The sequence below is a fragment of the Marinomonas sp. AWM4_232 genome, assembly GCF_056158325.1.
In genome coordinates this window covers 3,248,742-3,263,674 of record NZ_JBSWTA010000001.1, presented here as the reverse complement: position 1 = coordinate 3,263,674, position 14,933 = coordinate 3,248,742, and the positions used below count along the sequence as shown (strand labels likewise).

Sequence of the window (14,933 nt, the reverse complement as noted above, 5' to 3'; positions counted from 1 at the left end):
AATTTCTCTATCTTTAAACGATGAATGCAGTTCAGCACTCTTCACTGCGGAACTAGAGACTAATGTGTTTGGAGATTGAGTTATGGCCCTAAAAAAGTCCACTGTTGCAGCCCCTTCGTCATCCCTTACTGATAACGCAGCTGCTTCGGCAAAGCGTGCAGAAGCTCAACGTAAGCAAGCAAGAACTGTTGCCAAGCAACAGCAAGCTGCTGAACGGATCGCGGCTTCGACCGCCGAATTAGCCAGCGCCATCACCGAAGCCAGTAGCGCAAGAGAACAGTTATCCAAAGCTTCAGCAAGCATTGCTGCTGGGGCAGAACAAAGCAGCAGCTCCTGCCAAGAAAGTCTGGCGGCCATCAACCAAGTCAACCAATCTCTAAAAGTTCAACAAGAAGTCATTACCGAGTCAAAAGAACGATCAGACGTTCTACAAACTCTCATCGAACATGTTTCCAAAGAAATTTCCAATCTTGTCGACAACATTGGTACCGCCAGTGACAAGCAAACAGCTTCGGTTGCCATGATGTCTGAACTAGAACAACTCGCAAGCAACATCGGCGAAACAGTGAAACAAGTGACTCGCATCGCAGATCAAACCAACCTTCTTGCTCTTAACGCCGCTATCGAAGCGGGGCGAGCAGGTCAGCATGGTAAAGGGTTTGCTGTGGTAGCAGACACCGTTAGATCCCTTGCAGAAGTGTCTGAGAAAAGTGCGTTGGATATTGCAGCTCAAATCGAACGTATCCAGCTACAATCGCGTCAAGTGAGTGACTCGGTTCAAGAATCTGCCACTACAGCCCGAGAGGAAGTCGAAAAAGGTCGCTTAGTCACCTCTCAATTACAGCAAATCCTCATTGATATCAGTGATATTAGCGCCTCCTCCGATGAGCTTCTTGGGAGTGCTGATCAGATGTTTGCCGCCAGCCGAGATATCTTAAAAGGCTCTGAAGAAATCGCCTCCGCAGCAGAGGAACAATCTGCCGCAGCAGAACAAGTCGTAAAAACCATTGAACAGCAAGGCATTGCATTATCAACCGCAGAAGAATCTTCACAAGACTTAGAAAGTGTCGCTGACGACCTCAAAAACAGTTCTGATATCAGTAAAAGCGCTGAAGACGTTGCTTCTGCATCAGAAGAGCTTTCCAGCTCTATAGAAGAAATCAACAGAGCAGCCAGCGAAATTAGCGCTGCGATTTCAGAAATCAGCCGCGGTGCCGAAACAGCGGCAGCAGCGGCAGAAGAATCTGCTGCAGCTTTGAAACAACTTGAGACGGGCTCTGAGCTAGCTTCTACACGCTCCCAAAATACCCTTGAACTGATAACGAATATCCAAGAGTTACTTACTACCAACAAAACCAGTGTTGATGAAATGATCGCAGGAATCGGCACATCATTAGAAGCGGCTCGCAGCAACGTTGATGCGATCACATCAATGGAGCAAATGGTCAGCACCATTGATAAAGTTATCGACACCATCACAACAGTTTCCATCAAAACCAGTATGTTGGCTGTCAATGGTGCCGTAGAAGCAGCTCGAGCGGGTGAATACGGTAAAGGTTTTGCGGTGGTTTCTGGCGACATCCAAAACTTAGCTGACGAAGCTGCCGAGAACGTCGACCAAATTAAAGATTTGGTCAAAGCCATTCGCGATCAAACTGTGCGTGTGCGCATCGACCTATCCGAAACATCAGAAAGTGCCAAACGCGAAGTAGATAAAGCTGCTCAGTCCACCCAAGACCTTAACAAAATCGAGCAAGATATCATTTCAGTTCGAGATAACAGTACTCAAGTAGAACGAACCGCGATAGAGATTTCCTCTGCAGTTAGCCAAGCCGTTAAAGGTATGGAACAGATTGCAGCGGCAGCGGAACAAGCGAGCACAGCAGCAGAAGAATGTGCCACTGCGGCTCAGCAGCAGTCTCGTAGTACCGAAGAACTGTCCATGTCAATCGAAGAGATTGCTTCCGTTGCTGACGAATTGCAAAACGTCTAAGCGCTTCATTTATACGAATGTATAGGAGATTCTTATGACTAATGCCATGGTAGCGGAACTCACTCACGAAGAGTTCGAAGAATCATTAAACCAGTACGTGACATTTTTCATTGGCAAAGAGCGTTATGCGTTCCCAATGATCGATGTTGTCGAGATTATTCGCGTCCCAAGCATGGTTGATGTGCCTCTGACTTCCTCGTCATTACTTGGGTTAGCTAACTTAAGGGGACACGTTTTACCGGTATTGGATTTACGTACCATATTATCTTTTAACAGTGTTGAACAAACTGAAAGCTCGCGCATATTGGTCGTCAATGTCGGCTCCAACATTGGGCTTATGGTTGACCGTGTATCACGCGTCATTGATGTCACTGAAAGTGATATACAAGACGCTCAAGGCATCAAAAGCAGTATCAATGCCGAACTATTACAGGGTGTGATCAATAGTGGTGACGATCAGGGTTTTATACAAATCCTATTACCAAGGCAATGCGTAGAGACTCAATTTCAAAACATCATCTCTGATGCAGCCCAATCAAATAGCATGGCTGATGGCTCCACAACATCAATCACTATTGAAGAAGAGGAAGCGGATGAAGACATCGATATGCTCGTCAGCTTCAACGTTGAAGAACAAGAATACGCTTTTCACCTAGGGTCTGTTCAAGAGATCGTACGCCTCCCCGATGATATTTCACAGGTTCCTCACGTGGATTCCCATGTGCTTGGACTGATCAACCTTCGCGGTCGCGTGCTACCTCTGATCAGTTTGCGCTCCTTGTTTGGCATGTATGAAGGTGAAGTCAATGAAGATCATCGCATTTTGGTGGTGGATCTCAACGATAAACCTTCGCAAAGCAGCTGTGTTGGTTTGGTTGTTGACGGTGTTAAAGAAGTGTTGCGAGTTTCTCCAAATGAACAAGGAGAAGTTCCGAAATTACTCAACACCTTTAACAGCGATGATATTGAAAAAATTTGTCGTTTAGACAACGGAAAACGTCTGGTGTCAGTGCTAAAGCCTGGCAGCTTGCTGCAATACCCTAGCGTTCAGAAGGCGTTTGACGAAGCCCATCATGAGGACCAGACCATGGAGCAACAACAAGATAATGATCTAGACCTTGATAGTGATAACGAGCAAATGGTGGTGTTTAAACTTGCCGATCAGGAATACGGTATAAGCATCGAAGATGTTCAAGAAATTACACGCGTCCCAGAAAAACTCGACAAGGTACCTAAAACCGCCAGCTTCATTGATGGCATGGTTAACCTTAGAGGAACGATATTACCCGTCGTCGATATGCGCACACGTTTTGACATGAATCGCACAGAAGCCAGTGATCGACAACGCATACTGGTGGTCAACATCGATTCCGTAAAAACGGGCTTCGTAGTGGACTCGGTCTCTGAAGTGCTACGTCTTTCGAAACGTCAAATAGAAGATACTCCTCCACTATCTGACGACCAAAATCGTATGCTCGGTAAGGTAGTCAATCTCTCTCAACGTAACCGAATTATTCAGATTCTGTCTGCAAAAGAACTACTAAGCGCCAATGAGCAAACTATCGTTGCTAATCAATTAGGGTAATTATTCATGAATGAGCTGATACTTGTAGTAGACGATTCAGCCCTCATGCGTAAGCACATCGGTGAGTTTTTACGCCAACAGGGCTATCGTGTAGAAATTGCTCGTAACGGCGAGGAGTGTCTGGAAAAGGTTCAGCACTTCCAGCCTGATGCGATCACTTTGGATATCAACATGCCGGTAATGGACGGGCTAACTTGCCTAAGCCATATAATGGAACGCTATCCCTGCCCTACCGTCATGCTCTCCTCTTTAACCAAACGAGGAGCCATGTCGACCATTGAAGCGATTCAGCTGGGTGCAGTCGACTATGTTTGCAAACCAGGAGGCACGGTTTCGTTAAACATCAATGAAGCGTTCCCCGATCTCCTTAGCAAAATTCGCATTGCTTTGAGAGCGCGAGTAAAACGCCCTAGAGCCGTTAGTGATCCAACCGTATCCAATACAAAAACAGCAGAGCGACGCTCAAGACAACAAACTGTTAGACCGGTGCAAGAGGCTAGAACCACACTGCAAGAGAAGGTGATCAACATAGAACCTTCCGCAGACATTGACCTAGTCGTCGTCGGTGTTTCAACAGGTGGCCCGAGCACACTGGAGGAATTACTCAGAGGCCTACCAGCAAACTTCAAAGCGCCAGTGGTGATTGCTCAACATATGCCAGCCACCTTCACTCATAACCTTGCTAAACGCTTAAATGGGCTCGTAGGCATTCAAGTGGAGCATGTTGAAAGAATGACGTCTTTGGAGCCCGGCAAAGTGTACATTGCCAGAGGTGATGCAGACATTTTGATTCAGCGCCGTAACGCTAAGTTAGTCGCTCAACCAGCACCCAGTTCAGAGAACCATCTATGGCACCCCAGCGTGTCGAGGATGGTGGAGTCAGCAGGTCGAGCAGCGCAGGCAAAGCGCATTGTATGTGTCCAGCTTACAGGCATGGGTAACGATGGCGCACAAGAAATGGCTAATCTGAAACAACAGGGAGCCCTTACCATTGCAGAATCTGAAGAGACTGCTGTGGTATTTGGTATGCCCCAAGAATTAATAAAAAAGAATGGTGCGAGCTGCGTCTTGCCCTCACACAAAGTCGCTAATCAATTGGTGAAATGGGTAATGCGTACAGCCTAGGAGACATGACTCATGGTTCTGAAAAAAGCATCGGCGATTGCCAGCAATCCAAACACCGCGCCAGCTGTTCGCGGTTTACAAGAATGGCTTACATTGCTGGACAGCCAAGACACAGATGAACGGCGTTTAGCGGCTCGAGCCCTTGGCGAGTATTCTGTCGCAACACCCGCTTTATTGAACGCACTTGCTCGAGAGAAAAGCATCCGCGTCAAAGGGGCTATCTTAGTGAGTTTGCAATATATTGGCGGTCACCGAGTGCTAGAAGGGTTACTGCCCTTCTTGCGTTCAGAAAATGCAGCCCTTAGAAATGGCGTCATTGAAATTCTTCAGGGCATGCCAGAAGAGATTGGCGAATACATCAAAGACCTACTTCACGACCATGACTCAGATGTCAGAATTTTTGCCATCGATATATTGCAAACCCTCGCTCACCCTGATTCCCCTAACTGGTTGATTGATGTGATTTTACACGATAAGCACATTAACGTCGTTGCCACTGCCATTGACCGGCTGACAGAGATCGGCACACCAGAAATGCTACCAGCAATCAGCGCTGTTAAAGCACGTTTTCCAGGTGAGCCATATATCGAATTTGTAGTGAACCTTGCAGTTAAACGCTTAACTGAGGAGTAGTTCATGACCCTTACTCACAAAGATCTAGATATTAAAATCACTAATTCGGAGTTCGAGCGCTTTCGTGACTTTTTTTATCGCAAAACGGGAATTCGCTTCGAAGACAGTAAACGCTACTTCGTTGATAAGCGCTTAGTTGATCGCGTTAAAAAAACGGGGGCGCATTCTTTCAGAGACTACTTCACCGCCATGCGTTTCCAAGCCTCAGGGGCGGAATTGCAAGAATTGATCAACATCATGACGGTCAATGAGACTTACTTCTTTAGGGAAGCCCATCAATTTGACTGCATGGTAGAAGAGTTACTCGATGAAATCATCACGACCCAACAGAAAAAGGAATTAAAAATATGGTCAATTCCTTCGAGCACTGGCGAAGAACCTTATTCCATCGCCATTTATTTGATGGAGCGTTGGCCTTCTATAGAGCATGTCGACATCGAACTGATGTCATCAGACATAGACTCCTCTGTTCTAGAAAAAGCAAAAGCCGGAATATTCAACGAGCGCTCGGTGCAAAATTTAGGGCCAAGCTTAAAGAAAAAATACTTTACCAAAACAGAACACGGTCTTTACCAAGCAACAGACGATTTACGTAGCTGCGTTCATTTTTCAAAAGTAAACCTAAATGAACAAAAAGACATGCAAAAGTATCGCGACATTGACCTAATATTTTGTCGAAATGTACTGATCTATTTTGATGATGTATCGCGCAGAAACGCTGCTGAAACACTCTATGACGCTCTAGCACCAGGTGGTTTTATCTTCCTTGGCCATTCAGAGTCAATGAGTCGAATCTCTTCATTATTCAAGGTACGCAAGTTCAAAGAAGCGCTGGCCTACCAAAAGCCGATTGCATAGGAGACGTTAGTCATGAAAAAAATATTAATCGTTGACGACGCCACAACTGTTCGAATGTATCACCGTCAACTGATGGAGAGCATAGGCTATCAGGTAGAGGAAGCTGGCAATGGGCTTGAAGCATTAGAACGCATTAATCAAGAAAGTTTTGATTTGCTATTGGTCGATATCAATATGCCAAAGATGGATGGCTACACTTTTATTGAAGAAATGAGGAAAACACCCGACGTACGTGCCATCCCTGCCATCATGATTAGTACCGAAGAAACTGAGCAGGACCAAGATAAAGCTTACGCAGCAGGCGCCAATTTCTATTTAGTGAAGCCCGTTCGAATTGAGGCCTTACAAACCTACGCAGAGCTTCTAACAGGAGGTGTACAATGAATCCAATGCTGGAATCCTTTATTTCCGAGTCACGCGACAACTTAGAAGAAGCCAGCCAATGTTTCCTAGCATTGGAGCAGTCACCAGATGATGCCAGTATCATGCAAAACTTATTCAGAGCGATGCACACGATTAAAGGATCATCAGGACTCTTTGATATTGGTCCTTTCACACGCTTAATGCATGTAGCAGAAGACATCCTTGATTTGGCCAGAGCAGGAGATTTAAGCCTCAGCTCGGAACATATTGATGTGTTACTCAACGCAATGGACCAAATAACAGTTTGGATTGACGAACTCGAAGAACTTGGGGAATTAGGTAGTGACGCTGAGCAACAAGGAGCGCCACACATGTCTGAGTTGTTAGCCATCATTCCCAAAGAGGTCGGTGACACACTTGATTCAGTCAGCGCGCCAAGCCATCAAGGCGGAAATCAATCAAGCGATCATAGCCGAGAAGACCTCAAGCATGTGCTAGAAACACTTTCCACAGCAACTCGATTGCGTATTTTCACTCAGCATGATCTGGCAACCTATATTCATTACACGCCTCAGACAGACTGTTTCTTCACTGGTGATGATCCAATCCATACCGTTCGTTTGACTCCAGATTGTTTGGTTACCCAAATAGCCTCTATTGCACCTTGGCCAGCCATAACAGAGCTAGATCCTTATGCATGTAACCTTAGCTTCGATCTTATCTCTTGTGCGGACATCGAACCACTTTTAGATCACTTCAAATATGTAGAAGACGACACCAAGATCTTAGGCATTGAATTGCCTTGGCTAGTATTCCCAAGCGGAGAGTGGAGCGACGATCAAAGTTTGTTCCAAGATGTCCTAGCGCCATTGTCAGAGCACATTAAAAACCAGACTTGGAATGCCATTCCTAACTTACTGCAACCTGTTATTGAGTTAGCCAACCCAGACTTTTATCAGGTTAGTTGCTTGCAATGGATCAAAGCGCTCGCCGAGAAAGACGCAGCTGAACCGACGCTTATGAGCGCACTACTTAACGCTTTAGAAAATGGCGCATTCGTATATGATTACGACGAGCAGATTTCTGAAACGGTAACCTTATCCGAAGCAAACAGCAGTGAACATGACACAGAGAACGCGCCGGAAGAAGCTTCTTGCCATGCATTAAGCGAAGCTCAAAAAACTCTCCTCGCCACCCAAATGCAGATGCTTGAATTCAGTACCGAATCAGATATTGAAGGCAGAATCGCATCGACTCAATTAGTAATAGAGCGAATCTTAGGTGATGCACTTACACCTTCTAACTTAGGGGCTGTCGTTCACGAATGCCTTGAAAGCAGTTCTACTATCGGGTTGATATCACTGATTCAAAATGTACTTGAATTAAGTCATTCAGATCAGACTCAAGCCACCGCCGTTACTGAAGGCAAAGACGTTGGCAATACTTCAGAGCCCGATGCAAACTGTAGCGATGAAGAGGATGAAATGGATATCGCATCCCTCGTTAGACAAGAGCAGCAGCTTCGCCAAGCACCTGATCAAGAGGAAGCCACCGAAGCGACAGATAGCACAACTGTAGTGACATCTCATGCTCTTTCTAACGATGCGGATACCCCCTTAACACCTACAACCAAATCGGCTTCAAGCAATACCACACATGAAACGAGTCACAACCAAAAACCACAGGTTTTAAAGGTCGACCAACACCGTATCGATCTTTTAATGGATTTGGTGGGGGAATTAGTAGTCGCTAAGAACAGCCTCCCCTATCTCGCTAAAAAGGCGGAAGATGACTACCAAGTCAGGGCCTTAGCTAAAGAGATTAAAAGCCAATACGCCGTGATTAACCGCCTAGCAGAGTCCATGCAAAGCACAATGATGCAAATCCGCATGGTACCAGTGTCAACGATCTTTCAACGCTTTCCGCGCCTTGTCAGAGATTTGTCACGCAAATTGAATAAGGATGTGCGCCTAATTTTAGAAGGGGAAGAATCAGAAGCGGATAAGAACGTGGTTGAAAACCTAGCCGACCCATTGATTCACTTGGTTCGCAACAGCTTAGACCATGGTTTTGAAACGGAGCAAGAACGCGTTGACCAAGGCAAGTCTGCTCAAGGTACGCTTTACTTAAGGGCCATTCCGAAAGACGATCAAGTCATTATTGAGGTGGTAGACGATGGCCGCGGTATGGACCCTGAAAAGCTCAAGCAAAGTGCGTATCGCAAAGGCATCATCAATGAACAAAAACTCGAATCCATCACCGACCAAGAAGCACTGTACCTGATCTTCGCGCCTGGCTTCTCTACGGCAGAGCAAGTGTCCGACTTATCCGGCCGAGGTGTTGGCATGGACGTTGTTAATGGCTTGGTGCAACAGGCTGGCGGCAAGGTCACCATTGATAGTGAATTGGGTAAAGGCACCACCATTCGTCTATTCTTACCACTTACCATGGCTGTGAGTCGCGTCATGATGGTGGAGGTTCAGCATCAATGCTTTGGTATCTCCATGGAGAATATTGTTGAGACAGTAAAAGTGCCTCACGATCGCTTACTGCGCATCAAGCAGGGAGAAGCCATTGTCTTACGAGATAAAGTCATTCCTGTTTTGTCCCTGCACTCTTTATTGTCTATGCCCGAAACAGAGTACGAAGAGGAAGTGCCACTTCTCATCATGAGCCTCAATGGAGAAGACATCGCGCTGAAAATTGACCAGTTCCATGAAGGAATCGACATTGTCCAAAAACCTCTTGCGGGATTGATGTCTCAATACAACTACTATTCAGGATCCGCACTATTAGGCGATGGCCGAGTATTGCTGATCCTCAACATTAAGGAGTTGCTATCATGCCAATAACCTACAAAACCAACGTAGCCGTATTCGATGGCGTTTGCGGTATTGAAGAAGGCGATGACTTACTGCAATGGTTTAGTGAACACCCCAAAGGCAAAATCAATTTGAAACAGTCCACGCACATTCACACAGCACTGATTCAAATCATCATGTGTCAGCAGCCTACAGTGTCTGTTGCGCCAGAAGATCCTGAATTTGAAGTATTCTGGCGTGAGTCAATCGCAGCAATGATGTCAGCGGAGACGGAGACTACTTAATGAACGTGATCACGGTATGCAATCGCAAAGGAGGTATGGGGAAATCCACCACCGTAGTCAACTTAGCCAGACAATGGGCTCTACAGGGCAAGAAAGTGCTCGTGATAGATTTAGACTCGCAAGGTCATGCTACCCTTGGTTTACTGGGCACAAAGTACATGACGAGCCCTCAACTGGGAATTCATTCGATACTGAGTAGAGCTAATTCAGTCATTGAGCCACATATATTAGCAACTGATTTTGAGCAGTTGAGTGTACTCCCAGCAGACTTGAATTTTAACGAATCAGATTTGACTGCGGACATTACAAGATTGCGAGAGTTGTTACGCGGTCTACCTCAATACGATTTTGATCTGGTTGTCATCGACACTCCCCCTTCCCTCAGTAATGCCTTGTTATCTGCTTTAGTCTGTTCGCAATGGGTGTTAATTCCCTTTATTCCTCACGCATTATCCTTGAACGGCATCATGCAACTTAGCGAGTTGTTCAAAGATATCGCGACCAAACACAATCCGACACTAAAGCTCATGGGACTGTTACCTGTGATGGAAGACCGTCACATTAGATTACAAAATCGTGTAATAAACACACTGTCAAATCGGTTTGGATCGCACAAACTGTTAAGAGGAATCAGAACAAATATACGGTTGGCAGAAGCATTCGAACAAGGATCACCGATCCAAGATTATTCTCCCAACTGCCGTGGAGCGATGGATTATCACATGCTCGCTCATGATCTAGATTTAGTGATTCATTAGGAGAACGCAATGAAAAAGATACTTCTCGTAGATGACTCTATGACCATGTTGATGAGCATGGAGGGTGTTTTAAAACGCGCTGGCTTTGATGTCAAAACAGCGACTGACGGTAACCAAGCCCTTGGGCTCATTGATAGCTACGCGCCTGATTTAGTGATCACCGATTTAAACATGCCCGGCATGGATGGGATTGAGCTGATCAAAAAGATTAAACAAAACGCCAGCATGCGCTTCAAACCCATATTGATGCTCACCACAGAGTCGCAAGAATCGAAAAAAGTTGAGGCCAAAGCAGCTGGTGCAACAGGTTGGCTAGTGAAACCTGTATCACCAACAGATCTAACTGGCGTCATCAAAAAAGTTCTCCCTGGTGCCTAGATTTTAACTCAATTCAAGGGGGCCCTCATGTCTGAGATGAAGCCGCAGAACACTGAACAGCGCTCTTCAAAGAAAGAAGTGCTCAAACTGACAACCTTTACCGCATTAATAACGGCTTTACTTTTGATTGCCTTTGAGACCGTTGTAAATTGGTATGAGTTTAATTTAGGACTCACACAAGAAATCCTTCTTATTTTGGTTACTGCATGCATCACGGCATATGCCTGTGGCATGAGTTATAAGTACTATCTACAAAAGCAAAAAATTAAAATCGCATTTGTAGATCTTGGCTGTATGCATTTAATGGAGTCCGACCTACTTGATCAAGAACATATGTTGGACTGCATCAGTCGCTACAAAGAGTCCAATATAACCGTCAAACAATGCAATAAGATTTTAGATGAGCAGTTAACCGGGATCATTGAGCTGACAGACGATGCCGCTATCAATCTCATGACAAAAATACGTACCGCAGAAGACGAAGCCACTCAGGCGTTAAACGATATTTTTGATGCGGTATCGAGCACCTCTAAGACTACTGACCTCTACCGCGAGAAACTCGCAGAAAATAGAACCAGTGCCCACGAGCTTAGCGAATTCTTAAAAACCCAGGTGAGTGCCAATCATGAACGTGCGGAATCGGTTAAAAATGCTTTAGGGCAATTAGACAAGCTCTCTGAACTAACAGATCTGGTCAAAAATATCGCCGAGCAAACGAATTTACTGGCGCTAAACGCGGCTATAGAGGCCGCTCGCGCTGGCGATGCTGGTCGAGGTTTTGCAGTGGTCGCCAATGAAGTACGAACTCTTTCGAACCAATCACTAGAAGTTGCCTCAAGAATTGATGGTGAGATCAGTGGCGTTATTGAAAAAGTACATGAGAGCCTTAACGGTTTCTTTAATAATGATTCAGGTGGAGATACCCATGACTCGCTGCATGAATTTGCAGATGCTTTTCTAGAAGCCATCAAAGAGTTAGAGCATCTTAGCGAATTACAAGATTCTGTCAGAAACAAAGTGGACGTAACCTCTGCTAACTTAATCAATACCATTGCAGAGATCTTTGCAGGAGCTCAGTTCCAAGACATCACCAGACAGCGCTTAGAACAAGTCATCTCTGCTCACAAGACCGTTGATGACTACTTCTCGGAGCTTGATGAATCAGCCTTGGACAAAATTGAGCTTCGCAAATTAGAGCCACTAGATTTAGAGTTACTACACAAAGAATATAAAATGGAAGACCAACGTAAACGACATCAAGCGGCAATAGATGGGTCAGGGGCAACACAAGACACAACAAGTGTCTTTACCGAATCAAAAGCGGGCAGCTCAAATATAGAACTCTTCTAACAGGATTGATCTGGTTAAATCAAGAACCATAAAAAAAACCGCTTTAAGCGTAACTTAAAGCGGTTTTTTTAATAACTTAAAGATTACTCTTCCATGTAACTTTCAACCTTGGATTTTAACTTTTGACCAGGTTTGAACGTCACGACGGTTCTAGCAGTAATAGGAATTTCCTCTCCCGTTTTCGGGTTACGCCCTGGACGTTGGCTCTTTTCACGCACTTCGAAATTACCGAAGCCAGACAGTTTTACTTGCTCTCTTTCTACCAAGGTTTCTCTAACGGTATCAAAAAAGCTCTCAACAAGGTCTTTCGCATCTTTTTTGCTTAAGCCAAGTGAGTCTACTAAGTTTTCTGCAATATCTGCTTTCGTCAAGGACGCCATATCATTACCCCCGAATAACTGCTCCGAGTTTCTCAGCCAATGCTGTAGTGACAGCTTCCACCGCACTGTTCACTTCTTCATCACTAAGAGTGTGTGAAGGATGCTGCCACGTCAAGCCCAAAGCGACACTTTTTTTAGATTCATCAATGCCTTGGCCTTGATAAACATCGAAAACAGCGACTTTTTGGAACGCTTCACCAGCATTATCAGCAATGACTTTTTCAAGCTCATTAACCGGTGTTGCACGATCAACTAGCAAAGCAAGGTCACGACGTACTTCTGGGAATTTCGATACACGTTGGTACTCAGGAAGCTTCGCGCCAAGCGCAGTGTTCAAATCCATTTCAAACACATAAACCGCTTGGTTTGTACCCAGCTGCTTCGCTAGTTGCGGGTGAAGCTCACCAATCACACCCACACGCTCACCATTTACTAATACATAAGCTGAACGGCCTGGGTGCAAGTATACCTCATCTGCACGTTCGAACTCTGGCTTAGGACCCTGGTTTAGTGCGAACAGTGCTTCTACATGCGCTTTAAGGTCGTAGAAGTCCACTTTTTCGTTGTTGTGGTACCAACCTTCAGGGTAACGAGAACCTGCAATTAGACCGGCTACTTGATGCTTCTGATCCAGTTCATCTAGTTTGTTCACATCCCCTACGAAGCGGCTACCCGTTTCGAAAATACGAACGCGAGACTGCTGACGGTTTTGGTTATGAAGGTAAACCTTCACAAGACCAGGAAGCAGGCTTGGACGCATCACACCCATGTCACCAGAAATTGGGTTTTCTAGTGGTACTGGGTCAATCGCAGGGAAGAACTGCTTGCTCATCACAGGATCAATAAAGCTGTAGGTCACCGCTTCTTGGTAACCTTGAGAAACCAAAGTCGCACGTAGCGACTGAATCGGCGTTTTGCTTTCAGACGATGGAGTAAAGTTCACTGCAGCCGTAGGCATTGAAGAAGGCAGATTGTCGTAGCCGTAGATACGTGCCACTTCTTCAATCAAGTCAGCTTCAATTTCGATATCAAAGCGATGTGACGGCGCAATCGTTACCCACTGCTCGTCCGTTACGTCAACCATTTCAAGATCAAGGCGCGTAAGGATGTCAGTCACTAGATCTTTATCTAGAGAGGTCGCCAAGTACTGGTCAAGCTTCTTACGACGCAATGTTACTTGGTTCGCTTTCGGCAAGTTTGCTTCTGTTACCACTTCATTGACAGGGCCCACTTCGCCGCCTGCAATCTCCAGGATTAACTGAGTCGCACGCTCAATTGCTTTTGGCGCTAGGCTCGCGTCTACACCACGCTCAAAACGGTGAGATGAATCGGTATGCAATCCGTATGAACGCGCTTTACCCGCTAGAGCCAGTGGCGCAAAGAAAGCACTTTCTAGGAAGATGGTTTGCGTTTGATCGTTCACACCAGAGTGCTCACCACCCATGATACCCGCCATCGCCAATGGTTTTTGCTCATCCGCAATCACCATTGTATCAGCGCGTAACGCGATCTCTTGACCGTCCAGTAGCAATAGCTTTTCACCCTCTTCGGCCATACGTACAACGATAGAGCCAGAAAGGTTGTTCAGATCAAAAGCGTGCATTGGCTGACCAAGTTCGATCATTACGTAATTAGTAATGTCGACAATTGGGTCAATCGAACGGATACCACTACGACGTAACTTTTCAACCATCCAAAGCGGAGTTTCTGCTTTAACGTTGACACCTTTGATCACACGACCAAGGTAACGCGGACAGCCTTCGGTTGCATCAACTCGGATTGGGAAGGTATCGTCGATGGAAACAGTTTGTTCCGTAATCGCAACAGGCGTTAGATCGACTTTATTGATAACACCCACTTCACGAGCAAGACCAGCAATGCTTAAGCAGTCAGCACGGTTTGGCGTTAGATCAACGTCAATAATGCTGTCATTCAGGTTTAGGTATTCACGGATGTCTGCACCGACTGGCGCGTCTGCAGCAAGCTCCATAATGCCATCGTTATCATCGCTGATTTCAAGCTCAGACGCTGAACACAGCATACCAAACGACTCAACTTGGCGTAGCTTCGCTTTTTTGATTTTGAAATCGCCACCAAGCACAGCACCGATTTTCGCGAACGGAATCTTAATGCCTGGACGAGCATTCGGTGCACCACACACTACCTGGAACTGCTCAGTACCATCAGAAACAGTACACACTTGCAGCTTGTCAGCATTAGGGTGTTGCTCGGCTGCTAGGATTTCACCAACGACAACGCCAGTGAACACACCTGCAGCAGCTTCCACTTCATCCACTTCTAGACCAGCCAATGTCACTTGAGCCACAAGCTCATCTGTCGTGACTTCTGGATTGACCCACTCTCTTAGCCAATTTTCACTGAATTTCATAGTTAGCCTTGGTCC

The 14,933-nt window shown here is 45.7% G+C and carries 13 protein-coding genes; 11 read left to right on the top strand and 2 right to left on the bottom strand.

Going from position 1 to position 14,933, the window contains the following annotated elements; genetic code table 11:
• Positions 1-82 precede the first annotated feature (82 nt).
• Genes ACXAC1_RS15385 through ACXAC1_RS15335 form a run of 11 tightly spaced genes read left to right on the top strand, consistent with a single transcriptional unit; the run spans position 83 to position 12,149 of the window.
• A complete protein-coding gene (locus ACXAC1_RS15385; RefSeq protein WP_475062593.1) occupies positions 83-1,993 on the top strand; it encodes a methyl-accepting chemotaxis protein in 1,911 nt (636 codons plus the stop codon).
• Between the two features lie 34 nt (positions 1,994-2,027).
• Positions 2,028-3,578 (top strand): chemotaxis protein CheW, encoded by a 1,551-nt coding sequence (locus ACXAC1_RS15380; protein WP_475062591.1) that lies wholly within the window; start codon positions 2,028-2,030, stop codon positions 3,576-3,578.
• Between the two features lie 6 nt (positions 3,579-3,584).
• Positions 3,585-4,703, top strand: coding sequence for a chemotaxis-specific protein-glutamate methyltransferase CheB (gene cheB / locus ACXAC1_RS15375; RefSeq protein WP_475062589.1), 1,119 nt, complete (start codon positions 3,585-3,587; stop codon positions 4,701-4,703).
• A 12-nt stretch (positions 4,704-4,715) separates the two neighbouring features.
• Positions 4,716-5,336 carry a HEAT repeat domain-containing protein gene (locus ACXAC1_RS15370; protein ID WP_475062587.1) on the top strand — a complete coding sequence of 207 codons (621 nt, stop codon included), beginning with the start codon at positions 4,716-4,718 and terminating at the stop codon, positions 5,334-5,336.
• Between the two features lie 3 nt (positions 5,337-5,339).
• A complete protein-coding gene (locus tag ACXAC1_RS15365; RefSeq protein WP_475062586.1) occupies positions 5,340-6,194 on the top strand; it encodes a CheR family methyltransferase in 855 nt (284 codons plus the stop codon).
• 12 nt (positions 6,195-6,206) lie between these two features.
• Positions 6,207-6,578 (top strand): response regulator, encoded by a 372-nt coding sequence (locus ACXAC1_RS15360; RefSeq protein ID WP_475062584.1) that lies wholly within the window; start codon positions 6,207-6,209, stop codon positions 6,576-6,578.
• Positions 6,575-9,409 carry a chemotaxis protein CheA gene (locus ACXAC1_RS15355; RefSeq protein ID WP_475062583.1) on the top strand — a complete coding sequence of 945 codons (2,835 nt, stop codon included), beginning with the start codon at positions 6,575-6,577 and terminating at the stop codon, positions 9,407-9,409. Before ACXAC1_RS15360 ends, ACXAC1_RS15355 begins: the two co-directional genes overlap by 4 nt.
• On the top strand, positions 9,400-9,663 hold the full coding sequence (locus ACXAC1_RS15350) for a hypothetical protein (RefSeq protein WP_475062581.1): 264 nt from the start codon (positions 9,400-9,402) through the stop codon (positions 9,661-9,663). Before ACXAC1_RS15355 ends, ACXAC1_RS15350 begins: the two co-directional genes overlap by 10 nt.
• On the top strand, positions 9,663-10,421 hold the full coding sequence (locus tag ACXAC1_RS15345; RefSeq protein WP_475062579.1) for a ParA family protein: 759 nt from the start codon (positions 9,663-9,665) through the stop codon (positions 10,419-10,421). The genes ACXAC1_RS15350 and ACXAC1_RS15345 overlap by 1 nt, the downstream gene beginning before the upstream one ends.
• A 9-nt stretch (positions 10,422-10,430) precedes the next feature.
• The gene (locus ACXAC1_RS15340; RefSeq protein WP_133559390.1) at positions 10,431-10,799 is read left to right on the top strand and encodes a response regulator; all 369 of its coding nucleotides are present in this window, start codon (positions 10,431-10,433) and stop codon (positions 10,797-10,799) included.
• A gap of 27 nt (positions 10,800-10,826) precedes the next feature.
• The gene (locus tag ACXAC1_RS15335; RefSeq protein WP_475062578.1) at positions 10,827-12,149 is read left to right on the top strand and encodes a methyl-accepting chemotaxis protein; all 1,323 of its coding nucleotides are present in this window, start codon (positions 10,827-10,829) and stop codon (positions 12,147-12,149) included.
• 83 nt (positions 12,150-12,232) lie between these two features.
• Here the strand turns inward: ACXAC1_RS15335 and ACXAC1_RS15330 are convergent, their stop codons facing one another.
• Positions 12,233-12,529, bottom strand: a complete 297-nt coding sequence (locus ACXAC1_RS15330; RefSeq protein ID WP_067210537.1) for an integration host factor subunit alpha — start codon at positions 12,527-12,529, stop codon at positions 12,233-12,235.
• A 4-nt stretch (positions 12,530-12,533) separates the two neighbouring features.
• Positions 12,534-14,918, bottom strand: a complete 2,385-nt coding sequence (pheT, locus tag ACXAC1_RS15325; RefSeq protein WP_475062577.1) for a phenylalanine--tRNA ligase subunit beta — start codon at positions 14,916-14,918, stop codon at positions 12,534-12,536.
• Positions 14,919-14,933 lie beyond the last annotated feature (15 nt).

What these genes read in the sequence shown, in the direction of transcription:
- ACXAC1_RS15385 (WP_475062593.1), top strand. Translation starts at nt 83, where the DNA reads ATGGCCCTAAAAAAGTCCACTGTTGCAGCCCCTTCGTCATCCCTTACT.
- ACXAC1_RS15380 (WP_475062591.1), top strand. Translation starts at nt 2,028, where the DNA reads ATGACTAATGCCATGGTAGCGGAACTCACTCACGAAGAGTTCGAAGAA.
- cheB (WP_475062589.1), top strand. Translation starts at nt 3,585, where the DNA reads ATGAATGAGCTGATACTTGTAGTAGACGATTCAGCCCTCATGCGTAAG.
- ACXAC1_RS15370 (WP_475062587.1), top strand. Translation starts at nt 4,716, where the DNA reads ATGGTTCTGAAAAAAGCATCGGCGATTGCCAGCAATCCAAACACCGCG.
- ACXAC1_RS15365 (WP_475062586.1), top strand. Translation starts at nt 5,340, where the DNA reads ATGACCCTTACTCACAAAGATCTAGATATTAAAATCACTAATTCGGAG.
- ACXAC1_RS15360 (WP_475062584.1), top strand. Translation starts at nt 6,207, where the DNA reads ATGAAAAAAATATTAATCGTTGACGACGCCACAACTGTTCGAATGTAT.
- ACXAC1_RS15355 (WP_475062583.1), top strand. Translation starts at nt 6,575, where the DNA reads ATGAATCCAATGCTGGAATCCTTTATTTCCGAGTCACGCGACAACTTA.
- ACXAC1_RS15350 (WP_475062581.1), top strand. Translation starts at nt 9,400, where the DNA reads ATGCCAATAACCTACAAAACCAACGTAGCCGTATTCGATGGCGTTTGC.
- ACXAC1_RS15345 (WP_475062579.1), top strand. Translation starts at nt 9,663, where the DNA reads ATGAACGTGATCACGGTATGCAATCGCAAAGGAGGTATGGGGAAATCC.
- ACXAC1_RS15340 (WP_133559390.1), top strand. Translation starts at nt 10,431, where the DNA reads ATGAAAAAGATACTTCTCGTAGATGACTCTATGACCATGTTGATGAGC.
- ACXAC1_RS15335 (WP_475062578.1), top strand. Translation starts at nt 10,827, where the DNA reads ATGTCTGAGATGAAGCCGCAGAACACTGAACAGCGCTCTTCAAAGAAA.
- ACXAC1_RS15330 (WP_067210537.1), bottom strand. Translation starts at nt 12,529, where the DNA reads ATGGCGTCCTTGACGAAAGCAGATATTGCAGAAAACTTAGTAGACTCA.
- pheT (WP_475062577.1), bottom strand. Translation starts at nt 14,918, where the DNA reads ATGAAATTCAGTGAAAATTGGCTAAGAGAGTGGGTCAATCCAGAAGTC.